Annotated in this window: 16 protein-coding genes, 6 tRNA genes, 3 rRNA genes, 1 pseudogene and 1 riboswitch; of the genes and pseudogenes, 22 read left to right on the top strand and 4 right to left on the bottom strand. The window is 51.7% G+C overall.

Features of this window, described 5'->3' with window-relative positions:
* Nucleotides 1-5 precede the first annotated feature (5 nt).
* From argB to oxyR, 3 genes are all read left to right on the top strand, one after another.
* Nucleotides 6-782: an acetylglutamate kinase gene (gene argB, locus I6L54_RS00285; RefSeq protein WP_137378532.1), complete on the top strand. Its 777-nt coding sequence runs from the start codon at nucleotides 6-8 to the stop codon at nucleotides 780-782.
* 74 nt (nucleotides 783-856) lie between these two features.
* Nucleotides 857-2,230, top strand: coding sequence for an argininosuccinate lyase (argH, locus tag I6L54_RS00280; RefSeq protein WP_040233023.1), 1,374 nt, complete (start codon nucleotides 857-859; stop codon nucleotides 2,228-2,230).
* A gap of 285 nt (nucleotides 2,231-2,515) precedes the next feature.
* Nucleotides 2,516-3,433, top strand: a complete 918-nt coding sequence (oxyR, locus tag I6L54_RS00275) for a DNA-binding transcriptional regulator OxyR (protein ID WP_003028858.1) — start codon at nucleotides 2,516-2,518, stop codon at nucleotides 3,431-3,433.
* Here the strand turns inward: oxyR and sthA are convergent.
* Complete coding sequence (gene sthA / locus I6L54_RS00270; RefSeq protein ID WP_040233022.1) at nucleotides 3,416-4,816, bottom strand: Si-specific NAD(P)(+) transhydrogenase; 1,401 nt, start codon at nucleotides 4,814-4,816, stop codon at nucleotides 3,416-3,418. The two genes, oxyR and sthA, sit on opposite strands and share 18 nt — an antisense overlap.
* A gap of 191 nt (nucleotides 4,817-5,007) precedes the next feature.
* Here sthA and fabR point away from each other — a divergent pair, with 191 nt between their 5' ends.
* Both fabR and I6L54_RS00260 read left to right on the top strand, forming a co-directional pair.
* Nucleotides 5,008-5,643, top strand: coding sequence for an HTH-type transcriptional repressor FabR (fabR, locus tag I6L54_RS00265; protein ID WP_003028862.1), 636 nt, complete (start codon nucleotides 5,008-5,010; stop codon nucleotides 5,641-5,643).
* Between the two features lie 15 nt (nucleotides 5,644-5,658).
* Nucleotides 5,659-6,018: a YijD family membrane protein gene (locus I6L54_RS00260; RefSeq protein WP_003028863.1), complete on the top strand. Its 360-nt coding sequence runs from the start codon at nucleotides 5,659-5,661 to the stop codon at nucleotides 6,016-6,018.
* Nucleotides 6,019-6,063: 45 nt separating this feature from the next.
* Here I6L54_RS00260 and trmA read toward each other — a convergent pair whose 3' ends face one another.
* Entirely contained in the window at nucleotides 6,064-7,164 is a 1,101-nt protein-coding gene (trmA, locus tag I6L54_RS00255; protein WP_137378533.1) for a tRNA (uridine(54)-C5)-methyltransferase TrmA, read from the bottom strand.
* A 115-nt stretch (nucleotides 7,165-7,279) separates the two neighbouring features.
* Nucleotides 7,280-7,466, top strand: a riboswitch (cobalamin riboswitch).
* 65 nt (nucleotides 7,467-7,531) lie between these two features.
* Between trmA and btuB the strand changes: the two genes are divergently transcribed.
* From btuB to birA, 9 genes are all read left to right on the top strand, one after another.
* Complete coding sequence (btuB, locus tag I6L54_RS00250) at nucleotides 7,532-9,370, top strand: TonB-dependent vitamin B12 receptor BtuB (RefSeq protein ID WP_040231799.1); 1,839 nt, start codon at nucleotides 7,532-7,534, stop codon at nucleotides 9,368-9,370.
* Nucleotides 9,315-10,166: a glutamate racemase gene (murI, locus tag I6L54_RS00245; protein WP_072041459.1), complete on the top strand. Its 852-nt coding sequence runs from the start codon at nucleotides 9,315-9,317 to the stop codon at nucleotides 10,164-10,166. The genes btuB and murI overlap by 56 nt, the downstream gene beginning before the upstream one ends.
* A 374-nt stretch (nucleotides 10,167-10,540) precedes the next feature.
* Nucleotides 10,541-12,082, top strand: a 16S ribosomal RNA gene (locus I6L54_RS00240).
* 71 nt (nucleotides 12,083-12,153) lie between these two features.
* Nucleotides 12,154-12,230 (top strand) — tRNA-Ile (locus I6L54_RS00235).
* A gap of 105 nt (nucleotides 12,231-12,335) precedes the next feature.
* Nucleotides 12,336-12,411, top strand: a tRNA-Ala gene (locus tag I6L54_RS00230).
* A 206-nt stretch (nucleotides 12,412-12,617) separates the two neighbouring features.
* Nucleotides 12,618-15,524 (top strand): 23S ribosomal RNA (locus I6L54_RS00225).
* A 94-nt stretch (nucleotides 15,525-15,618) separates the two neighbouring features.
* Nucleotides 15,619-15,734: ribosomal RNA gene (rrf, locus tag I6L54_RS00220) — 5S ribosomal RNA — on the top strand.
* Together the 16S, 23S and 5S rRNA genes with 2 tRNA genes alongside form the textbook arrangement of a ribosomal RNA operon.
* 177 nt (nucleotides 15,735-15,911) lie before the next feature.
* Nucleotides 15,912-16,940 carry a UDP-N-acetylmuramate dehydrogenase gene (gene murB / locus I6L54_RS00215; RefSeq protein WP_040232294.1) on the top strand — a complete coding sequence of 343 codons (1,029 nt, stop codon included), beginning with the start codon at nucleotides 15,912-15,914 and terminating at the stop codon, nucleotides 16,938-16,940.
* Entirely contained in the window at nucleotides 16,937-17,899 is a 963-nt protein-coding gene (gene birA / locus I6L54_RS00210) for a bifunctional biotin--[acetyl-CoA-carboxylase] ligase/biotin operon repressor BirA (protein WP_005132910.1), read from the top strand. Before murB ends, birA begins: the two co-directional genes overlap by 4 nt.
* A gap of 32 nt (nucleotides 17,900-17,931) precedes the next feature.
* Here the strand turns inward: birA and coaA are convergent, their stop codons facing one another.
* Entirely contained in the window at nucleotides 17,932-18,882 is a 951-nt protein-coding gene (gene coaA / locus I6L54_RS00205; protein ID WP_040232296.1) for a type I pantothenate kinase, read from the bottom strand.
* 290 nt (nucleotides 18,883-19,172) lie between these two features.
* Nucleotides 19,173-19,253 (bottom strand): annotated as a pseudogene (locus tag I6L54_RS24185) (hypothetical protein); the annotation flags it as partial.
* Nucleotides 19,254-19,272: 19 nt separating this feature from the next.
* On the opposite strand from I6L54_RS24185, the gene I6L54_RS00200 reads away from it, so the two are divergent.
* From I6L54_RS00200 to rplK, 8 genes are all read left to right on the top strand, one after another.
* Nucleotides 19,273-19,348, top strand: a tRNA-Thr gene (locus I6L54_RS00200).
* An 8-nt stretch (nucleotides 19,349-19,356) separates the two neighbouring features.
* Nucleotides 19,357-19,441 (top strand) — tRNA-Tyr (locus tag I6L54_RS00195).
* 114 nt (nucleotides 19,442-19,555) lie between these two features.
* Nucleotides 19,556-19,630, top strand: a tRNA-Gly gene (locus I6L54_RS00190).
* Between the two features lie 5 nt (nucleotides 19,631-19,635).
* A tRNA-Thr gene (locus tag I6L54_RS00185) sits at nucleotides 19,636-19,711 on the top strand.
* Between the two features lie 118 nt (nucleotides 19,712-19,829).
* Nucleotides 19,830-21,014 carry an elongation factor Tu gene (gene tuf, locus I6L54_RS00180; RefSeq protein WP_003031109.1) on the top strand — a complete coding sequence of 395 codons (1,185 nt, stop codon included), beginning with the start codon at nucleotides 19,830-19,832 and terminating at the stop codon, nucleotides 21,012-21,014.
* Between the two features lie 229 nt (nucleotides 21,015-21,243).
* A complete protein-coding gene (gene secE, locus I6L54_RS00175; RefSeq protein ID WP_003033128.1) occupies nucleotides 21,244-21,627 on the top strand; it encodes a preprotein translocase subunit SecE in 384 nt (127 codons plus the stop codon).
* Nucleotide 21,628: 1 nt separating this feature from the next.
* Nucleotides 21,629-22,174: a transcription termination/antitermination protein NusG gene (nusG, locus tag I6L54_RS00170; protein WP_003033125.1), complete on the top strand. Its 546-nt coding sequence runs from the start codon at nucleotides 21,629-21,631 to the stop codon at nucleotides 22,172-22,174.
* A 155-nt stretch (nucleotides 22,175-22,329) separates the two neighbouring features.
* Entirely contained in the window at nucleotides 22,330-22,758 is a 429-nt protein-coding gene (gene rplK, locus I6L54_RS00165; protein WP_003033122.1) for a 50S ribosomal protein L11, read from the top strand.

The raw sequence follows: 22,758 nt of genomic DNA, 5'->3' as shown, positions 1-22,758 counted from the left end.
GTGCAATGATGAATCCATTAATTATCAAGCTGGGCGGCGTTTTACTGGATAGCGAAGAGGCGCTGGAGCGTCTGTTTACCGCGCTGGTAAATTATCGCGAGTCGCATCAGCGTCCGCTGGTCATTGTCCACGGTGGTGGCTGTGTCGTCGACGAGCTGATGAAACAACTCAATCTGCCGGTGAAAAAGAAAAATGGTCTGCGTGTTACGCCAGCCGATCAAATCGACATCATCACGGGGGCACTGGCGGGAACCGCGAATAAAACTTTACTGGCCTGGGCGAAGAAACATCAAATTGCCTCTGTGGGTCTGTATCTTGGTGATGGCGACAGTGTAAAAGTGACGCCACTCGATAAAGAGTTGGGTCATGTTGGATTGGCGCAGCCGGGTTCGCCTAAGCTGATTAACACGCTGCTGGAAGGGGGGTTTCTGCCGGTAGTGAGTTCCATTGGCGTTACTGAAGATGGGCTGTTGATGAACGTCAATGCCGATCAGGCGGCGACGGCGCTGGCGGCAACGCTGGGTGCTGATCTGATCCTGCTCTCTGATGTGAGTGGTATTCTGGATGGTAAAGGCCAGCGTATTGCCGAAATGACCGCGACGAAAGCGGAACAGTTGATTGAGCAGGGCATTATTACCGATGGCATGATCGTGAAGGTCAATGCGGCGCTGGATGCTGCGCGTACGCTGGGGCGCCCGGTAGATATCGCTTCCTGGCGTCATGCTGAGCAACTCCCGGCGCTGTTTAACGGCACGCCGATTGGTACGCGGATTTTAGCGTAAAATTTTATTGAATGACTGTAGGCCGGGTAAGCGCAGCGCCACCCGGCGGAACTAATGAATAAAGGAACGATGTTATGGCACTTTGGGGTGGGCGTTTTACACAGGCAGCAGATCAGCGGTTCAAACAGTTCAACGACTCGTTACGTTTTGACTACCGCCTGGCAGAGCAGGATATTGTCGGCTCTGTGGCCTGGTCCAAAGCGCTGGTAACCGTCGGCGTACTGACTGCTGATGAACAACTACAGTTGGAAGAAGCGCTGAACACTCTGCTGGAAGAGGTTCGCGCAAATCCGCAGCAGATCCTGCAAAGTGATGCGGAAGATATTCACAGCTGGGTGGAAGGCAAGCTGATTGATAAAGTCGGGCAGTTAGGTAAAAAACTGCACACCGGGCGTAGCCGTAATGACCAGGTCGCCACTGATCTTAAACTGTGGTGCAAAGACACGGTCATGGAACTGCTGTCTGCGAATCGTCAGTTGCAAAGCGCGTTAGTCGACACCGCGCAAAATAATCAGGATGCGGTTATGCCGGGTTACACGCACTTGCAGCGTGCACAGCCGGTGACGTTTGCTCACTGGTGTCTGGCTTATGTCGAAATGCTGGCGCGTGATGAGAGCCGTCTGCAGGATGCGCTTAAGCGTCTGGACGTTAGTCCGTTAGGCTGCGGCGCGCTGGCGGGTACGGCCTATGAAATCGATCGTGAGCGACTGGCAGGCTGGCTGGGCTTTGCCTCGGCGACCCGCAACAGTCTGGACAGCGTTTCTGATCGTGACCATGTACTGGAGTTGCTCTCTGATGCCTCTATCGGCATGGTGCATCTGTCGCGTTTTGCTGAAGATCTGATTTTCTTTAACACCGGTGAAGCGGGCTTTGTTGAGTTATCCGATCGTGTGACCTCAGGTTCATCTCTGATGCCACAGAAGAAAAACCCGGATGCATTAGAGCTGATCCGTGGCAAATGTGGACGCGTACAAGGTGCGCTGACCGGCATGATGATGACACTGAAAGGTCTGCCGCTGGCGTACAACAAAGACATGCAGGAAGACAAAGAAGGCCTGTTCGATGCACTCGATACCTGGCTGGACTGTTTACACATGGCCGCGCTGGTACTGGATGGCATTCAGGTGAAACGTCCGCGTTGTCAGGAAGCGGCGCAGCAGGGTTATGCCAACGCCACTGAATTGGCGGATTATCTGGTTGCCAAAGGTGTTCCGTTCCGCGAAGCACACCATATCGTAGGTGAAACGGTGGTTGAGGCGATTCGTCAGGGTAAACCGCTGGAAGCATTGTCGCTGGCCGACTTGCAAAAGTTCAGCGCGGTGATTGGCGATGACGTCTATCCGATTCTCTCGCTGCAGTCGTGCCTCGATAAGCGCGCGGCGAAAGGTGGTGTTTCACCGCAGCAGGTTGCGCAGGCGATCGATTACGCGAAGGCGCGTATCGCATAACCTTTGTTGTTGTAGGCCTGATAAGCGTAGCGCCATCAGACAAAAAGTTATCAGAGCCTGGCATTACGCCGGGCTTTTTTACGCAAAAAAAAAGCGGACCAGAGGTCCGCAAAAGTTCACGTTGGCTTTAGTTATTTCGAGTATGAGAACGGACAGGCGCTTCAAGGGTTAAAGGGTACCGTTCCGTTTCTGTGGTGCATTATTAAACAGAAAGCTTGATAGGGATAATCGTTCGTTGCTATTCTACCTATCGCCATGAACTATCGTGGCGATGGAGGATGAATAATGAATATTCGTGATCTTGAATACCTGGTGGCGCTAGCCGAGCATCGTCACTTCCGGCGAGCGGCGGATTCCTGCCACGTCAGCCAGCCAACGCTTAGCGGGCAAATCCGCAAACTGGAAGATGAGCTTGGCGTTATGCTGCTGGAGCGTACGAGTCGTAAAGTGCTGTTCACTCAGGCAGGTTTACTGCTGGTGGATCAGGCGCGTACTGTGCTGCGCGAGGTCAAAGTGCTCAAGGAAATGGCAAGCCAACAAGGCGAGACAATGTCAGGCCCGCTGCACATTGGTTTGATCCCAACGGTGGGACCATACCTGTTGCCGCATATTATCCCTATGTTGCACCAGACCTTCCCGAAACTGGAAATGTACCTGCATGAAGCGCAGACACATCAGCTGCTGGCGCAACTGGATAGCGGTAAGCTCGACTGCGTCATTCTGGCGCTGGTGAAAGAGAGTGAGGCGTTCATCGAAGTACCGTTATTTGATGAGCCTATGCTGCTGGCGATCTATGAAGATCACCCATGGGCCAACCGCGACTGTGTGCCGATGTCAGATTTAGCAGGTGAAAAACTGCTGATGCTGGAAGATGGTCACTGTCTGCGCGATCAGGCGATGGGCTTCTGCTTTGAAGCCGGTGCTGATGAAGACACCCATTTCCGGGCAACCAGTCTGGAAACGCTGCGCAACATGGTGGCGGCAGGCAGCGGTATTACTTTACTGCCTGCGCTGGCTGTGCCGCCGGAGCGTAAGCGTGATGGTGTGGTCTATCTGCCGTGCATTAAGCCTGAACCACGCCGGACGATTGGCCTGGTGTATCGCCCTGGCTCGCCGCTGCGCAGCCGTTATGAACAGCTGGCAGAGGCCATCCGGGGATCAATGGATGGCCATTTCGACAGTGCGTTAAAACAGGCGGTTTAAGCCATTTAGCGCCGCTACCCGATAGGCTTCCGCCATGGTTGGGTAGTTAAAGGTGGTGTTAACGAAGTACTCGATGGTGTTACCACCACCTTTTTGCTCCATGATCGCCTGACCGATATGAATAATTTCGGCTGCGCGTTCCCCAAAGCAGTGGATCCCCAAAATCTCTTTGGTCTCGCGATGGAACAAAATCTTCAGCGTTCCGACACTCATGCCGACGATTTGCGCCCGCGCCAGGTGTTTAAACTGGGCACGGCCAACCTCGTATGGAACTTTCATTGCCGTGAGCTGCTGTTCGGTTTTACCAACGGAGCTGATTTCTGGAATGGTATAAATCCCGGTCGGGATATCTTCAATCAGATGCGCGGTGGCTTCGCCTTTGACCAACGCCTGGGCGGCAATGCGTCCCTGGTCGTAGGCCGCCGATGCCAGGCTCGGATAACCGATCACATCGCCAACGGCATAGACGTGCGGCAGCGCCGTCTGGTACATGCTGTTGACCTTCAACTGCCCGCGACTGTCCGTTTTCAGACCAATATTTTCCAGTGCCAGCGAATCGGTATTACCGGTGCGACCATTGGCGTACAGCAGACAGTCTGCTTTCAGCTTTTTACCGGATTTCAGGTGCATGATGACGCCGTCATCACAGCCTTCAATCCGCTCATACTCTTCATTGTGGCGAATGACCACGCCGCTGTTCCAGAAGTGGTATGAGAGCGAATCGGACATCTCTTGATCGAGGAATGCCAGCAGACGATCGCGGGTGTTGATTAAATCAACTTTTACGTCCATTCCACGGAAGATCGACGCATATTCACAGCCAATCACGCCTGCGCCATAAATCAGAACATGGCGAGGTTCGTGATGCAGGCTGAGGATAGAATCACTGTCGTAAACGCGTGGGTGCGAAAAATCGACGTCAGTTGGGTGATAAGGGCGTGAGCCACAGGCAATAACAAACTTATCCGCAGTCAGCGTTTCCACCGTGCCGTCGTGGCATTCCAGGGCGATCGTGTGTTCATCAACAAAACGGGCATTGCCCTGCAAAATTTCGCAGTGGTTACGCTCGTAAAACCCTTGCCGCATGCGCGTTTGCTGATTAATGACGTTATCAGCGTGGTTGAGAATATCGGCGAAAGAAGAACGAAGGAGTCGGGAGTGGTCGCTGTAAAGTGGGTTCTGATTGAATTCAATGATACGGCTGACGGCGTGGCGGAGGGCTTTCGACGGGATGGTGCCCCAATGGGTACAGCCTCCGCCGACGTTATGATAGCGCTCAATAACCGCGACGCGCGCTCCTTGCTTAACCAGACCCATCGCAGCGCCTTCGCCGCCGGGACCGGAACCTATTACTATTGCATCGTAATCGTAGGAATGTGACATGGTCAGGCTTACCTGTTCTTATACATAAAAGCAACAGAATAGTAACATCGTTGTTGAGATAACCCAATTATCGTTGTGCTTTTTTGCGAAGTCGAAGCACAAACTGCGCGTAAACAATCATTCACAAAGCCATGCCAACCGCCTAATCTCTGGTATAGTGCCAGCAAGGTATGTGGAAGGATTCAGACATCGTGATGGGCGTTAGAGCGCAACAAAAAGAGAAAACCCGGCGTTCGCTGGTAGAAGCCGCATTTAGTCAACTCAGCGCTGAGCGTAGTTTTGCCAGCCTCAGTCTACGCGAAGTCGCTCGTGAAGCGGGCATTGCGCCAACCTCGTTTTATCGCCATTTCCGCGATGTGGATGAACTCGGCCTGACGATGGTGGACGAGAGTGGTCTGATGCTGCGCCAGTTGATGCGCCAGGCGCGTCAGCGCATCGCTAAAGGCGGGAGTGTGATCCGCACCTCGGTCTCAACATTTATGGAGTTCATCGGCAACAATCCCAACGCCTTCCGTTTATTATTGCGCGAGCGTTCTGGGACTTCCGCAGCGTTTCGTGCAGCGGTCGCACGTGAAATTCAGCACTTCATTGCGGAACTTGCGGACTATCTGGAACTCGAAAACCATATGCCTCGTGCGTTTACTGAAGCGCAAGCTGAAGCCATGGTAACCATTGTGTTCAGCGCCGGGGCAGAAGCACTGGATGTTGGCGCCGAACAGCGTCGACAGCTGGAAGAGCGGCTGGTATTGCAATTGCGCATGATCGCCAAAGGCGCATTTTACTGGTACCGCCGTGAACAAGAGAAGATGACGCACCACTCCGAGTAACGAGAAGGACGAGCAATGAAACAGTCAGGTCAAGATAAAGGTACGCTGCTGCTGGCGCTGGTTGCTGGCTTATCGATCAATGGCACATTTGCGGCGCTGTTTAGCTCCATTGTGCCATTCTCAGTATTCCCGATTATTTCGCTGGTGCTGACGGTTTATTGTCTGCATCAACGCTATCAGAACCGCACCATGCCTGTGGGGCTGCCGGGCCTGGCTGCCGCCTGTTTTATTCTCGGTGTTCTGTTGTACAGCACCGTGGTTCGCGCTGAATACCCGGATATTGGCTCTAACTTCTTCCCGGCGGTACTGTCGGTGATTCTGGTGTTCTGGATCGGTTTTAAAGTGCGTAATCGTAAGCAGGAAATTGTGGAGTAATTTTTGTCGGCCGGGCAAGCGAAGCGCCCCCGGCCAGGTCATCACTTATTTTGCGGTCAGTAACACTCCGCACTCCATATGGTGCGTATACGGGAACTGATCGAACAGAGCCAGGCGTGAAACATTGTGCGTCTGGCTTAACGTTTCCAGGTTCTTACACAATGTCTCCGGATTGCAGGAGATATACAGAATACGCGGATACGCCTGCACCATTTTCTCCGTTTCGCTATCCAGACCGCTGCGCGGTGGGTCAACGAAAATGGTTTCACACTGGTAACTCTTCAGATCGATTCCCTGCAAACGGTTGAACTCGCGAACCCCGTTCATCGCCTGAGTAAACTCTTCAGCCGCCATGCGGATAATTTGTACATTATCAATATGGTTAGCCGCGATGTTGTACTGCGCAGCTGCCACGGACGGTTTGGCGATTTCAGTGGCCAGTACGCGGTTGAAGTTTTGCGCCAGAGCTAACGAGAAGTTGCCATTACCGCAGTACAGCTCAAGCAGGTCGCCTTTTGATCCTCTGGTGACATCAATTGCCCATTCCAGCATCTGGATATTCATTGCGGCATTTGGTTGGGTAAAACTGTTCTCAACCTGGCGGTAGATAATCTCTTTGCCTGCAACCGGCAAGCGTTCGTCAATGTAGTCCTGGTCCAGCTCGATTTTGGTTTTGGTGGCCCGACCAATCAGATGCACATTCAGGTTTTGCGCCCGCAGCGCATCTCGCAGCGCTTCGGCTTCCTTACGCCATTCATCATCCAGCTTTTTATGGTACAGCATCGATACCACCGCCTGATCGCTCAGGGTTGTGAGGTAATCAATCTGAAACAGTTTGTGGCGCAGGACGTGGTTGTTGCGAACGCCGTCGATCATTGCCGTCATCAGCGTGTTGATAAGCTCGCTGGCTGCCGGAAAGCTGTCGACGCGAATACGGCTTTTGGTCTGGCTGTCGAACATGATGTGGTACAGGTCATCACCGTCATGCCACAGACGGAATTCGGCGCGCATACGGTAATGGCTGACCGGTGAGCGAAACACTTCCGGAGCCTGTGCATAAAATGGCGTCATTAAGCTCTGCAGACGCACTACTTTCTCAGCTAACTGGGCGTCGTACTGTTCTGTCGGAAGGTGTTCGGGGGTCATGATGCGTCCTGAAAAATAAAAGTACGCGGGGATTGTAGGGATTGCTCAACAGATGTCCAGTCATTGATGATTTCCGATAATGTGATACGCGGTCTGGACACCAGGTTGTAACAAACTGTAGCATCCGTTTTCCGGTCCTGTGAGTTAAAAGGGAATCCAGTGTAAATCTGGAGCTGACGCGCAGCGGTAAGGAAGGTAAGAGATGAGCGCACCTGGTGCAGACACTGCGGCTTGCCGCGGGAAGTCATCGTCTCTTTAAGTCGCCTCCAAGCCCGAAGACCTGCCGGCTAACGTCGCATCTGGTTTTCATCATCGCGTACTATCGGTGGGACCTGCGGCATCCTTCTTATATTGTGGATGCTTTACAATGATTAAAAAATCGTTGCTGTTGACGGCGCTTTCCGTCGCGGCATCTTCTGGTTGGGCGCAGGATGCTAGCCCAGATACTCTCGTCGTTACTGCCAACCGTTTTCAGCAGCCCCTAAGTGCAGTACTTGCACCCATCACCGTCGTTACACGTCAGGACATTGATCGCTGGCAATCTACCTCGGTAAACGATGTACTGCGTCGTTTGCCTGGTGTTGATATTGCACAAAGCGGCGGTATGGGACAGAACTCGTCTATTTTTATTCGTGGCACTAACGCCAGCCATGTTCTGGTGTTGATAGACGGTGTACGTCTTAATTTAGCGGGGGTGAGCGGCTCGGCCGATCTTAGCCAGTTCCCGGTATCGCTGGTGCAACGTATTGAGTATATCCGCGGGCCGCGTTCCGCTATATATGGTTCGGATGCGATTGGTGGCGTGGTGAATATCATTACTACGCGCGAAAAACCAGGGACGGAACTGACTGCCGGCGTGGGAAGCAATGGGTATCAAAATTACGATATCGCAACCCAACAACAGCTTGGCGAAAATACGCGTGTCACGTTGATGGGCGATTATGCCTACACCAAAGGCTTCGATGTTGTGGCCTACGGTAGCACTGGTGCACAAGCTCAACCGGATAAAGACGGTTTCTTAAGCAAGACGCTGTATGGCGCACTGGAGCACAACTTCTCCGAGACATGGAGCGGGTTCGTTCGTGGTTATGGTTATGATAACCGCACAGATTATGACTCGTATTATTCTCCTGGCTCGGCGCTACTTGATACCCGGCAGCTTTATAGCCAGAGCTGGGACGCTGGGTTACGTTTTAATGGCGAGCTTATTCAGTCACAACTGGTTTCGAGCTACAGCCACAGTAAAGACTACAACTATGATCCGAACTATGGCCGCTATGATTCCTCGGCCACGCTGGATGAGATGAAGCAATATAATGTTCAGTGGTCAAACAGCATAGTTGTTGGCCACGGTAACATTGGTGCAGGCGTGGACTGGCAAAAGCAAACTACGGAGCCAGGCACTGGGTATGTTACGGACGGTTACGACCAACGTAATACTGGCCTCTATTTGACGGGATTGCAGCAGCTTGGTGACTTCACCTTCGAAGGTGCGGCACGTAGTGATGATAACTCCGAGTTTGGTCGTCATGGTACATGGCAAACCAGCGCTGGATGGGAGTTTATCGAAGGCTATCGTTTCATTGCCTCCTATGGCACATCTTACAAAGCGCCAAATCTGGGGCAGTTGCATGGCTATTACGGCAATGCAAACCTTGATCCCGAAGAGAGTAAGCAGTGGGAAGGGGCGTTTGAAGGGTTAACATCAGGTGTTAACTGGCGCGTGTCAGGGTATCGCAACGATATCGATGACATGATCGACTACAACACCCACACTCAGAAGTACTACAACGAAGGCAAAGTGCGTATTAAAGGTATCGAAGCGACTGCAAACTTCGACACCGGGCCGTTGGCGCATACGCTTAGCTACGACTACGTAGATTCGCGTAATGCGATTACCAACGAGCCACTGGCTCGTCGTTCTAAACAGCAGGTGAAATACCAACTCGACTGGCAGGTCTATGATTTTGACTGGGGCCTGACATATCAATATCTGGGGACGCGATACGATACGGACTACGTTACTTATCAACCGGTAAAAATGGGCGGTGTGAGTTTGTGGGATCTGGCTGTGTCATATCCGATCACCTCACAGCTGACAGTTCGTGGTAAAATCGCCAACCTGTTCGATAAAGATTACGAGACAGTTTATGGCTACCCAACTGCAGGACGGGAATACACCTTGTCTGGCAGCTACACCTTCTGATTCACGTCCCACCGTGCTGGTGTTTGATTCCGGCGTCGGTGGGTTGTCGGTCTACAATGAGATCCGGAATCTTCTGCCGGATCTCCACTATATATATGCTTTCGATAACGTCGCCTTTCCTTATGGTGAGAAAAGCGAAGAGTTTATCGTTGAGCGTGTCGTTGAGATTGTGACTGCAGTTCAGCAACGCTATCCCCTCGCGCTTGCGGTTATCGCATGCAATACCGCCAGCACGGTGTCACTCCCGGCATTACGTGAAAAGTTCGCTTTTCCGGTTGTCGGTGTGGTGCCTGCGATTAAACCCGCGGCGCGGCTCACGGCGAATGGTATTGTAGGGCTACTGGCGACGCGCGCGACGGTGAAACGCTCGTACACACACGAATTGATTGCGCGCTTTGCTAACGAGTGTCAGATAGCGATGTTGGGATCCGCTGAGTTGGTGGAGCTGGCAGAAGCGAAGCTGCACGGAGAACCTGTCTCGCTGGAAGATCTGCGCCGTATTCTGCGCCCGTGGTTGCGGATGTCGGAGCCACCGGACACGGTCGTACTCGGATGTACGCATTTCCCTCTATTACAGGAGGAGCTATTACAAGTCCTCCCGGAAGGGACGCGACTGGTGGATTCTGGTGCCGCGATTGCGCGTCGAACGGCCTGGTTATTAGAACATGAAGCGCCAGATGCAAAATCGGCCGATGAGAATGTGGCATTCTGCATGGCAATGACAACAGAGGCCGAACAACTATTGCCAGTGTTGCAGCGCTATGGCTTCAAAACGCTCGAAAAACTGGCGATTTAGTCTTTTTTGGTGAAAAAGTATGCACTCGGAAAATTATTTTAAATTTCCCCTTGTCAGTCTGAAATAACTCCCTATAATGCGCCTCCACTGACACGGAACAACGGCACGCAAGCCGCCGGGTCAGCGGGGTTCCACTGAGAACTCCGGCGAAGAAAGCGAAATTAAATGCTTGACTTCGTGGCGGGATGGCGTATTATGCACACCCCGCGCCGCTGAGAAAAAGCGAAGCGGCACTGCTCTTTAACAATTTATCAGACAATCTGTGTGGGCACTCGAAGATACGGATTCTTAACGTCGCAAGACGAAAAATGAATACCAAGTCTCTGAGTGAACACGTAATTCATTACGAAGTTTAATTCACGAGCATCAAACTTAAATTGAAGAGTTTGATCATGGCTCAGATTGAACGCTGGCGGCAGGCCTAACACATGCAAGTCGAACGGTAGCACAGAGGAGCTTGCTCCTTGGGTGACGAGTGGCGGACGGGTGAGTAATGTCTGGGAAACTGCCCGATGGAGGGGGATAACTACTGGAAACGGTAGCTAATACCGCATAACGTCGCAAGACCAAAGAGGGGGACCTTCGGGCCTCTTGCCATCGGATGTGCCCAGATGGGATTAGCTAGTAGGTGGGGTAACGGCTCACCTAGGCGACGATCCCTAGCTGGTCTGAGAGGATGACCAGCCACACTGGAACTGAGACACGGTCCAGACTCCTACGGGAGGCAGCAGTGGGGAATATTGCACAATGGGCGCAAGCCTGATGCAGCCATGCCGCGTGTATGAAGAAGGCCTTCGGGTTGTAAAGTACTTTCAGCGAGGAGGAAGGCGTTGTGGTTAATAACCGCAGCGATTGACGTTACTCGCAGAAGAAGCACCGGCTAACTCCGTGCCAGCAGCCGCGGTAATACGGAGGGTGCAAGCGTTAATCGGAATTACTGGGCGTAAAGCGCACGCAGGCGGTCTGTCAAGTCGGATGTGAAATCCCCGGGCTCAACCTGGGAACTGCATCCGAAACTGGCAGGCTAGAGTCTTGTAGAGGGGGGTAGAATTCCAGGTGTAGCGGTGAAATGCGTAGAGATCTGGAGGAATACCGGTGGCGAAGGCGGCCCCCTGGACAAAGACTGACGCTCAGGTGCGAAAGCGTGGGGAGCAAACAGGATTAGATACCCTGGTAGTCCACGCCGTAAACGATGTCGACTTGGAGGTTGTGCCCTTGAGGCGTGGCTTCCGGAGCTAACGCGTTAAGTCGACCGCCTGGGGAGTACGGCCGCAAGGTTAAAACTCAAATGAATTGACGGGGGCCCGCACAAGCGGTGGAGCATGTGGTTTAATTCGATGCAACGCGAAGAACCTTACCTACTCTTGACATCCAGAGAACTTAGCAGAGATGCTTTGGTGCCTTCGGGAACTCTGAGACAGGTGCTGCATGGCTGTCGTCAGCTCGTGTTGTGAAATGTTGGGTTAAGTCCCGCAACGAGCGCAACCCTTATCCTTTGTTGCCAGCGGTCCGGCCGGGAACTCAAAGGAGACTGCCAGTGATAAACTGGAGGAAGGTGGGGATGACGTCAAGTCATCATGGCCCTTACGAGTAGGGCTACACACGTGCTACAATGGCGCATACAAAGAGAAGCGACCTCGCGAGAGCAAGCGGACCTCATAAAGTGCGTCGTAGTCCGGATTGGAGTCTGCAACTCGACTCCATGAAGTCGGAATCGCTAGTAATCGTGGATCAGAATGCCACGGTGAATACGTTCCCGGGCCTTGTACACACCGCCCGTCACACCATGGGAGTGGGTTGCAAAAGAAGTAGGTAGCTTAACCTTCGGGAGGGCGCTTACCACTTTGTGATTCATGACTGGGGTGAAGTCGTAACAAGGTAACCGTAGGGGAACCTGCGGTTGGATCACCTCCTTACCTTAAAGAAGCGTTCTTTGTAGTGCTCACACAGATTGTCTGATGAAAATTAGCAGTAAGAAAATCTCTGCAGGCTTGTAGCTCAGGTGGTTAGAGCGCACCCCTGATAAGGGTGAGGTCGGTGGTTCAAGTCCACTCAGGCCTACCAAATTCTTTCTGATACCGCGTTGTGAAACGACTCGCATACTTCAGTATGCTTCGCCGCTCCACGCCTTGTCTCAGCAAGAATTAAGGTGAATGAGATAACTACGATGGGGCTATAGCTCAGCTGGGAGAGCGCCTGCTTTGCACGCAGGAGGTCTGCGGTTCGATCCCGCATAGCTCCACCATCTTTACTGCAACAATACAAGAAAACTTCAGAGTGTACCTGAAAAGGTTCACTGCGAAGTTTTGCTCTTTAAAAATCTGGATCAAGCTGAAAATTGAAACGACACACTGTTTCATTTCTCCGTAATAAGAAATGAAAAGCGGTGTGTTCGAGTCTCTCAAATTTTCGCAACACGGTGGTGTTTTACGAAACATCTTCGGGTTGTGAGGTTAAGCGACTAAGCGTACACGGTGGATGCCCTGGCAGTCAGAGGCGATGAAGGACGTGCTAATCTGCGATAAGCGTCGGTAAGGTGATATGAACCGTTATAACCGGCGATTTCCGAATGGGGAAACCCAGTGTGATTCGTCACACTATCATTACGTGAATACATAGCGTAATGAAGCGAACCGGGGGAACTGAAACATCTAAGTACCCCGAGGAAAAGAAATCAACCGAGATTCCCCCAGTAGCGGCGAGCGAACGGGGAGCAGCCCAGAGTCTGAATCAGCTTGTGTGTTAGTGGAACGGTCTGGAAAGTCCGACGGTACAGGGTGATAGTCCCGTACACCAAAATGCACAGGCTGTGAACTCGAAGAGTAGGGCGGGACACGTGGTATCCTGTCTGAATATGGGGGGACCATCCTCCAAGGCTAAATACTCCTGACTGACCGATAGTGAACCAGTACCGTGAGGGAAAGGCGAAAAGAACCCCGGCGAGGGGAGTGAAAAAGAACCTGAAACCGTGTACGTACAAGCAGTGGGAGCCTCTTAATGGGGTGACTGCGTACCTTTTGTATAATGGGTCAGCGACTTATATTCTGTAGCAAGGTTAACCGTATAGGGGAGCCGAAGGGAAACCGAGTCTTAACTGGGCGTTAAGTTGCAGGGTATAGACCCGAAACCCGGTGATCTAGCCATGGGCAGGTTGAAGGTTGGGTAACACTAACTGGAGGACCGAACCGACTAATGTTGAAAAATTAGCGGATGACTTGTGGCTGGGGGTGAAAGGCCAATCAAACCGGGAGATAGCTGGTTCTCCCCGAAAGCTATTTAGGTAGCGCCTCGTGAACTCATCTTCGGGGGTAGAGCACTGTTTCGGCTAGGGGGTCATCCCGACTTACCAACCCGATGCAAACTGCGAATACCGAAGAATGTTATCACGGGAGACACACGGCGGGTGCTAACGTCCGTCGTGAAGAGGGAAACAACCCAGACCGCCAGCTAAGGTCCCAAAGTCACAGTTAAGTGGGAAACGATGTGGGAAGGCACAGACAGCCAGGATGTTGGCTTAGAAGCAGCCATCATTTAAAGAAAGCGTAATAGCTCACTGGTCGAGTCGGCCTGCGCGGAAGATGTAACGGGGCTAAACTGTGCACCGAAGCTGCGGCAGCGACACTATGTGTTGTTGGGTAGGGGAGCGTTCTGTAAGCCGTTGAAGGTGTGTCGTGAGGCATGCTGGAGGTATCAGAAGTGCGAATGCTGACATAAGTAACGATAATGCGGGTGAAAAACCCGCACGCCGGAAGACCAAGGGTTCCTGTCCAACGTTAATCGGGGCAGGGTGAGTCGACCCCTAAGGCGAGGCCGAAAGGCGTAGTCGATGGGAAACAGGTTAATATTCCTGTACTTGGTGTTACTGCGAAGGGGGGACGGAGAAGGCTATGTTAGCCGGGCGACGGTTGTCCCGGTTTAAGCATGTAGGCGGAGGTTCCAGGTAAATCCGGTACCTTATTAACGCTGAGGTGTGATGACGAGGCACTACGGTGCTGAAGTAACAAATGCCCTGCTTCCAGGAAAAGCCTCTAAGCATCAGGTAACACGAAATCGTACCCCAAACCGACACAGGTGGTCAGGTAGAGAATACCAAGGCGCTTGAGAGAACTCGGGTGAAGGAACTAGGCAAAATGGTGCCGTAACTTCGGGAGAAGGCACGCTGATATGTAGGTGAAGTGATTTACTCATGGAGCTGAAATCAGTCGAAGATACCAGCTGGCTGCAACTGTTTATTAAAAACACAGCACTGTGCAAACACGAAAGTGGACGTATACGGTGTGACGCCTGCCCGGTGCCGGAAGGTTAATTGATGGGGTTATCCGTAAGGAGAAGCTCTTGATCGAAGCCCCGGTAAACGGCGGCCGTAACTATAACGGTCCTAAGGTAGCGAAATTCCTTGTCGGGTAAGTTCCGACCTGCACGAATGGCGTAATGATGGCCAGGCTGTCTCCACCCGAGACTCAGTGAAATTGAACTCGCTGTGAAGATGCAGTGTACCCGCGGCAAGACGGAAAGACCCCGTGAACCTTTACTATAGCTTGACACTGAACACTGGTCCTTGATGTGTAGGATAGGTGGGAGGCTTTGAAGTGTGGACGCCAGTCTGCATGGAGCCAACCTTGAAATACCACCCTTTAATGGCTGGTGTTCTAACGTGGGCCCGTAATCCGGGTTGCGGACAGTGTCTGGTGGGTAGTTTGACTGGGGCGGTCTCCTCCTAAAGAGTAACGGAGGAGCACGAAGGTTAGCTAATCCTGGTCGGACATCAGGAGGTTAGTGCAAAGGCATAAGCTAGCTTGACTGCGAGAGTGACGGCTCGAGCAGGTGCGAAAGCAGGTCTTAGTGATCCGGTGGTTCTGAATGGAAGGGCCATCGCTCAACGGATAAAAGGTACTCCGGGGATAACAGGCTGATACCGCCCAAGAGTTCATATCGACGGCGGTGTTTGGCACCTCGATGTCGGCTCATCACATCCTGGGGCTGAAGTAGGTCCCAAGGGTATGGCTGTTCGCCATTTAAAGTGGTACGCGAGCTGGGTTTAGAACGTCGTGAGACAGTTCGGTCCCTATCTGCCGTGGGCGCTGGAGAATTGAGGGGGGCTGCTCCTAGTACGAGAGGACCGGAGTGGACGCATCACTGGTGTTCGGGTTGTCATGCCAATGGCATTGCCCGGTAGCTAAATGCGGAAGAGATAAGTGCTGAAAGCATCTAAGCACGAAACTTGCCCCGAGATGAGTTCTCCCTGAGACTTTAAGTCTCCTGAAGGAACGTTGAAGACGACGACGTTGATAGGTCGGGTGTGTAAGTGTAGCGATACATTGAGCTAACCGATACTAATGAACCGTGAGGCTTAACCTTACAACGCCGAAGATGTTTTGGCGGAATTGAGACGATTTTCAGCCTGATTACAGATGACATCGACATGCCAGGGCGTGTTGATAAACAGAATTTGCCTGGCGGCTGTAGCGCGGTGGTCCCACCTGACCCCATGCCGAACTCAGAAGTGAAACGCCGTAGCGCCGATGGTAGTGTGGGGTCTCCCCATGCGAGAGTAGGGAACTGCCAGGCATTAATTAAAGTGAAGAAGCCCATCCTGACGGATGGGCTTCTTTGCGTCTGTGCGAAAATGCCGGATGCGGCGCAGCGTGTGCCATCGGGTGCAAAGCAACCCCACGCTTCCATAAAACAAGCCATCCTGTGGCATATGCGGTAAACTAAGCGCGATTTTGCATCAGGAAAGCGTCTATGAATCACTCCCTTAAAGCCTGGAACACCTTCGGCATTGACCAGTCTGCCAACGAGATTGTTTGTGCTGAAAATGAGCAACAACTATTGAGCGCCTGGCAAGCTGCCAATGTATTAAACCATCCGGTACTGATTCTGGGTGAGGGGAGTAACGTCCTGTTTCTTGATACCTTCCATGGCACGGTGATCGTCAACCGTATCAAAGGTATAGAGGTTACAGAGAAGCCTGACGCGTGGTATCTACACGTTGGGGCTGGTGAGAACTGGCATCATCTGGTACAGCATACATTGCAGCTTGGCATGCCTGGACTGGAAAATCTGGCGCTTATTCCCGGCTGTGTTGGCTCATCGCCAATCCAGAACATTGGTGCTTATGGTGTAGAGCTGCAGCGCGTCTGCGAATACGTAGACTGCGTAGAGCTTTCGACCGGCAAACATCTGCGTGTTAACGCCACAGAATGTCGATTTGGTTACCGTGACAGCATCTTCAAGCATGAGTACCAGGATCGTTTCGCGATTGTAGCCGTTGGTCTGCGCTTGCCTAAACAGTGGCAGCCCGTTTTGACTTACGGCGACCTGACGCGTCTGGATCCTGCAACCGTGACACCTCAGCAGGTTTTTGACTCTGTTTGCCATATGCGCACCACAAAATTGCCCGACCCAAAAGTACAGGGCAACGCGGGGAGCTTCTTTAAAAATCCGGTTGTCAGCGCTGATATTGCACAGGAACTTCTGGCTAAATTTCCGACTGCGCCTCATTACCCGCAGGCTGACGGCTCTGTAAAACTGGCTGCTGGCTGGCTCATCGATCAATGCCAGCTTAAAGGCATGCGTATTGGTGGCGCAGCAGTACATCAACAACAAGCACTGGTACTGATCAATGCGGGTAATGCGACGAGCCAGGATGTCGTGCAACTTGCACATCATGTACGACATAAAGTGGGTGAGAAGTTTAATGTCTGGCTTGAGCCAGAGGTTAGATTCATGGGCCCGCAGGGTGAAGTGAATGCTGTGGAGATCATCGCATGAAGGATAATACCGTCCCCCTGACGCTCATCTCATTATTGGCTGATGGCGAATTCCATTCAGGTGAGCAACTCGGTGAAAAACTGGGAATGAGTCGTGCAGCGATCAACAAACACATCCAGACGCTACGCGACTGGGGCGTTGATGTATTTACTGTTCCAGGTAAAGGCTACAGCTTACCAGAGCCCATCCAGCTCTTAGACTCATCCGTTATTTATTCTCAGCTGGGCGGCGGGAACATCACTGTTCTACCCGTAATCGATTCAACCAACCAGTATCTGCTGGATCGAATTGGTCAACTGGAGTCAGGAGATGCCTGCGTCGCCGAATATCAGCAGGCCGGGCGTGGTCGCCGTGGACGTAAATGGTTCTCTCCCTTTGGCGCTAACCTGTATCTCTCTATGTTCTGGCGCCTGGAGCAGGGCCCGGCAGCGGCGATTGGCCTGAGCCTGGTGATTGGTATTGTCATGGCCGAGGTATTACGCGATCTGGGTGCGGATAAAGTACGTGTTAAATGGCCGAACGATCTCTATTTGCTCGACCGTAAGCTGGCAGGGATCCTGGTAGAACTCACCGGTAAGACGGGTGATGCCGCGCAGATTGTTATTGGTGCAGGTATTAACATGTCCATGCGTCGAGTTGAAGAGAATGTGGTTAATCAAGGCTGGATTAATCTACAGGAAGCAGGGATTAACATTGACCGCAATACTCTGGCTGCCCGGCTGATCCGCGAGCTTCGTGCTGCACTGATACTATTTGAGCAAGAGGGGTTAGTGCCTTATTTATCACGCTGGAAGGCACTTGATAACTTTATCAATCGCCCGGTTAAACTCATTATTGGTGATAAAGAAATATTTGGCATATCACGAGGAATAGATGCGCAAGGTGCATTGCTGCTTGAGCAGAATGGTGAGATAAAGCCATGGATGGGTGGGGAAATATCGCTTAGAAGCGCTGAATAATAAGAAGAAGGGGAGCATTGGCTCCCCTTTTTTTATTTTCTTAACCTGACTTGTTCAACGGCATGATTGGCACTCTTGGTCATAATCAAGCTGGCCCGCTCACGCGTTGGTAGTATGTTCTGCTTTAAATTCAACCAATTAATCTCTTTCCAGAGCGACATTGCAGTATTGATTGCCTCATCTTCGGACAATTTAGCATAGTTATGGAAATAAGAGTCTGGGTTGGTGAATGCCCCTTCGCGGAATTTCAGGAAACGGTTGATATACCATGTTTGCAGTAATTCCTCTGGCGCATCAACGTAAATAGAAAAATCGACAAAGTCAGAAACAAATACATGATGCGGGTCGTGGGGGTAGTCCATTCCGCTTTGTAATACATTGAGCCCCTCGAGAATCAATATATCCGGCTGGGCAACCGTTTTGTCACCATCAGGGATTACATCATAGATAAGATGAGAATAGACCGGTGCCGTAACGTTGGGGACGCCAGACTTCAGATCGGAAACGAATTTAACCAGACGGTGCATATCATAGGACTGAGGAAAGCCTTTCTTCTTCATGAGTCCACGTTCTTTCAACACCTGGTTAGGATGAAGAAAACCATCTGTTGTAATCAGCTCAACCTTACGATGCTCGGGCCAACGACTCAGTAACGCCTGCAACACGCGCGCAGTCGTACTTTTACCGACAGCGACGCTGCCAGCAATGCTAATGATATAAGGAATACGCTCGCCGTTGGTGCCTAAAAATTGCTCCAGCACAGCCTGACGCCGCAGGTTCGAACTGATGTAAAAATTTAGCAAACGCGATAGAGGCAAATAAATCTCAGCAACTTCTTCCAGCGATAAGTCTTCGTTAATGCCTTTCAGACGAGCAATCTCTTCCTCGGTCAGGGTCATCGGCACTGAATCACGAAGCGCAGCCCACTGGTTGCGATCAAACTGTAGGTAAGGCGACGTTAACGCTTGCTCTTTTATACTCATACGCATGGTCTGGCTGTCATTGCTATATCAGGTCAGTGATAAAAAACGAAATCATCCCCGGCACGCAATGGCACGCACATTTCAGTTAATTTGGACAATGGGCAGGAGGGTAACACCAGATGAGGGGGAATAATAAGAAAAAATCGTCCCCTGAAAAGCATTGTGACGAGTATTCCAGATGTATAAAGATGTGCTTTCTCTCTGTCTGGACGTGAATAACGGAGCAAAACCCTCTCCGGTTATAACGCCCAACGTTGGAAATTTGTGCAATTCAGATAAGAAATAGATTATTTATCGGACGTATAGTGCAAAATGTGAGCGGAAGAACATTTTATGCAATTTTTTAGTTGCATGAGCACGCAGGTATCCATAAAATGCGCGCTACTTGATGCCGACTTAGCTCAGTAGGTAGAGCAACTGACTTGTAATCAGTAGGTCACCAGTTCGATTCCGGTAGTCGGCACCATCAAGTCCGGTGGGGTTCCCGAGCGGCCAAAGGGAGCAGACTGTAAATCTGCCGTCACAGACTTCGAAGGTTCGAATCCTTCCCCCACCACCACTTTCTGGCAGCGTTATCGCCGCCTGAGTTGGTTAAAAAATTAATCAGCTCGAACAGAAAAGAGAGAAATCTCTTTTTTGTTACAGAAAGAACTGGGTAGCCGAGTTTCAGGATGCGGGCATCGTATAATGGCTATTACCTCAGCCTTCCAAGCTGATGATGCGGGTTCGATTCCCGCTGCCCGCTCCAGACGTGCTGATATGGCTCAGTTGGTAGAGCGCACCCTTGGTAAGGGTGAGGTCCCCAGTTCGACTCTGGGTATCAGCACCACTTCACTTCTCCTTCCCGTTTCTCTCTGTTTACTTTTAAAAGCATTCAACAGCTCAGGTATATTGCCTGGTTGATGTGGTGATATCACCGATTTATCCGTGTCTTAGAGGGACAATCGATGTCTAAAGAAAAATTTGAACGTACTAAACCGCACGTTAACGTCGGTACTATCGGCCACGTTGACCATGGTAAAACAACGCTGACCGCTGCAATCACTACCGTTCTGGCTAAAACCTACGGCGGTGCTGCTCGCGCATTCGATCAGATCGATAACGCGCCGGAAGAAAAAGCACGTGGTATCACCATCAACACTTCTCACGTTGAATATGACACCCCGACTCGCCACTACGCGCACGTAGACTGCCCGGGCCACGCCGACTATGTTAAAAACATGATCACCGGTGCTGCGCAGATGGACGGCGCGATCCTGGTTGTTGCTGCGACTGACGGCCCGATGCCGCAGACTCGTGAGCACATCCTGCTGGGTCGTCAGGTAGGCGTTCCGTACATCATCGTGTTCCTGAACAAATGCGACATGGTTGATGACGAAGAGCTGCTGGAACTGGTAGAAATGGAAGTTCGTGAACTTCTGTCTCAGTACGATTTCCCGGGCGATGACACGCCGATCGTTCGTGGTTCTGCTCTGAAAGCGCTGGAAGGCGAAGCAGAGTGGGAAGCGAAAATCATCGAACTGGCTGGCTTCCTGGATTCTTACATCCCGGAACCAGAACGTGCTATCGATAAGCCGTTCCTGCTGCCAATCGAAGACGTATTCTCCATCTCCGGTCGTGGTACCGTTGTTACCGGTCGTGTAGAACGCGGTATCATCAAAGTTGGTGAAGAAGTTGAAATCGTTGGTATCAAAGAGACTGCCAAGTCTACCTGTACTGGCGTTGAAATGTTCCGCAAACTGCTGGACGAAGGCCGTGCTGGTGAGAACGTTGGTGTTCTGCTGCGTGGTATCAAACGTGAAGAAATCGAACGTGGTCAGGTACTGGCTAAGCCGGGCTCTATCAAGCCGCACACCAAGTTCGAATCTGAAGTGTACATTCTGTCCAAAGACGAAGGCGGCCGTCATACTCCGTTCTTCAAAGGCTACCGTCCGCAGTTCTACTTCCGTACTACTGACGTGACTGGTACCATCGAACTGCCGGAAGGCGTCGAGATGGTAATGCCGGGCGACAACATCAAAATGGTTGTTACCCTGATCCACCCGATCGCGATGGACGACGGTCTGCGTTTCGCAATCCGTGAAGGCGGCCGTACCGTTGGCGCGGGCGTTGTTGCCAAAGTAATGAGCTAATTGCCGATAACATTTGACGCAATGCGCAATAAAAGGGCATCATTTGATGCCCTTTTTGCACGCTTTCACACCAGAACCTGGCTCATCAGTGATTTTTTTTGTCATAATCATTGCTGAGACAGGCTCTGAAGAGGGCGTTTAGTCCGAAACGCACCAGAGCATTTCGGTTTGGATCGCCTCGCTTACGCGGGGTGAAAATGTTTGTAGAATACTTCTGACAGGTTGGTTTATGAGTGCGAATACCGAAGCTCAAGGAAGCGGGCGCGGCCTGGAAGCGATGAAGTGGGTTGTTGTCGCTGTATTGCTGCTTGTAGCTATCGTTGGCAACTACCTCTATCGTGACATGATGCTGCCGCTGCGTGCGCTGGCCGTAGTGATTCTGATTGCCGCAGCGGGTGGTGTCGCGCTGTTGACTACAAAAGGTAAAGCGACCGTTGCTTTTGCCCGTGAAGCGAGAACCGAAGTCCGTAAGGTCATTTGGCCAACTCGCCAGGAAACGCTGCACACCACGCTGATCGTTGCTGCGGTCACTGCGGTAATGTCACTGATCCTGTGGGGACTGGATGGTATTCTGGTTCGCCTGGTATCCTTTATTACTGGCCTGAGGTTCTAAGATGTCTGAAGCCCCTAAAAAGCGCTGGTACGTCGTTCAGGCGTTTTCCGGTTTTGAAGGCCGCGTAGCCACATCGCTGCGCGAATATATCAAGTTACAAAATATGGAAGAGCTGTTTGGCGAAGTCATGGTACCGACCGAAGAAGTGGTCGAAATCCGTGGCGGCCAGCGTCGCAAGAGCGAACGTAAATTCTTCCCGGGCTACGTCCTCGTTCAGATGGTGATGAATGATGCAAGCTGGCACCTGGTGCGCAGCGTGCCGCGTGTGATGGGCTTTATCGGCGGTACATCTGACCGTCCGGCGCCGATCAGTGACAAAGAAGTTGATGCGATCATGAACCGTCTGCAGCAGGTTGGCGATAAGCCGCGTCCGAAAACGATGTTTGAACCAGGCGAAATGGTTCGCGTTAGCGACGGTCCGTTCGCTGACTTTAACGGTGTGGTTGAAGAAGTGGACTACGAGAAGTCTCGTCTGAAAGTTTCCGTATCTATCTTCGGTCGTGCGACTCCGGTTGAACTGGACTTCGCTCAGGTTGAAAAAGCCTAATACGCCGATCAAAAAAGCGACGATTTAATCGTTGCACAAGGCGCGAGATTGGAATACAATTTCGCGCCTTTTGTTTTTATGGATTCTATCCGTAAAACGAATTTAATCACGGGGAGCCTCCTTGAGGCGCTATAACCCAATCAGAGGAATTTAGAATGGCTAAGAAAGTCCAAGCCTATGTCAAGCTGCAGGTTGCAGCTGGTATGGCTAACCCGAGTCCGCCGGTAGGTCCAGCACTGGGTCAACAAGGCGTGAACATCATGGAATTCTGCAAAGCGTTCAACGCTAAGACTGATTCCATGGAAAAAGGTCTGCCGATCCCGGTTGTTATCACCGTTTACGCTGACCGTTCTTTCACTTTCGTTACCAAAACGCCTCCGGCAGCAGTTCTGCTGAAGAAAGCGGCTGGTATCAAGTCTGGTTCCGGCAAGCCGAACAAAGACAAAGTGGGTAAAATTTCCCGCGCTCAGCTGCAGGAAATCGCGCAGACCAAAGCTGCCGACATGACTGGTTCCGACATTGAAGCGATGACTCGCTCCATTGAAGGTACTGCACGTTCCATGGGCCTGGTAGTGGAGGACTAA

Origin of the sequence: Citrobacter pasteurii (assembly GCF_019047765.1) — a bacterium.
Lineage (GTDB): Bacteria > Pseudomonadota > Gammaproteobacteria > Enterobacterales > Enterobacteriaceae > Citrobacter > Citrobacter pasteurii.
Note: the sequence above shows the minus strand (reverse complement) of the source record. Positions and strands in the feature narration are given on the sequence as shown.

Coding starts and splice junctions, on each gene's coding strand:
- argB (WP_137378532.1), top strand. CDS start 6: ATGATGAATCCATTAATTATCAAGCTGGGCGGCGTTTTACTGGATAGC.
- argH (WP_040233023.1), top strand. CDS start 857: ATGGCACTTTGGGGTGGGCGTTTTACACAGGCAGCAGATCAGCGGTTC.
- oxyR (WP_003028858.1), top strand. CDS start 2,516: ATGAATATTCGTGATCTTGAATACCTGGTGGCGCTAGCCGAGCATCGT.
- sthA (WP_040233022.1), bottom strand. CDS start 4,816: ATGTCACATTCCTACGATTACGATGCAATAGTAATAGGTTCCGGTCCC.
- I6L54_RS00260 (WP_003028863.1), top strand. CDS start 5,659: ATGAAACAGTCAGGTCAAGATAAAGGTACGCTGCTGCTGGCGCTGGTT.
- trmA (WP_137378533.1), bottom strand. CDS start 7,164: ATGACCCCCGAACACCTTCCGACAGAACAGTACGACGCCCAGTTAGCT.
- btuB (WP_040231799.1), top strand. CDS start 7,532: ATGATTAAAAAATCGTTGCTGTTGACGGCGCTTTCCGTCGCGGCATCT.
- murI (WP_072041459.1), top strand. CDS start 9,315: ATGGCTACCCAACTGCAGGACGGGAATACACCTTGTCTGGCAGCTACA.
- murB (WP_040232294.1), top strand. CDS start 15,912: ATGAATCACTCCCTTAAAGCCTGGAACACCTTCGGCATTGACCAGTCT.
- birA (WP_005132910.1), top strand. CDS start 16,937: ATGAAGGATAATACCGTCCCCCTGACGCTCATCTCATTATTGGCTGAT.
- coaA (WP_040232296.1), bottom strand. CDS start 18,882: ATGAGTATAAAAGAGCAAGCGTTAACGTCGCCTTACCTACAGTTTGAT.
- tuf (WP_003031109.1), top strand. CDS start 19,830: ATGTCTAAAGAAAAATTTGAACGTACTAAACCGCACGTTAACGTCGGT.
- secE (WP_003033128.1), top strand. CDS start 21,244: ATGAGTGCGAATACCGAAGCTCAAGGAAGCGGGCGCGGCCTGGAAGCG.
- nusG (WP_003033125.1), top strand. CDS start 21,629: ATGTCTGAAGCCCCTAAAAAGCGCTGGTACGTCGTTCAGGCGTTTTCC.
- rplK (WP_003033122.1), top strand. CDS start 22,330: ATGGCTAAGAAAGTCCAAGCCTATGTCAAGCTGCAGGTTGCAGCTGGT.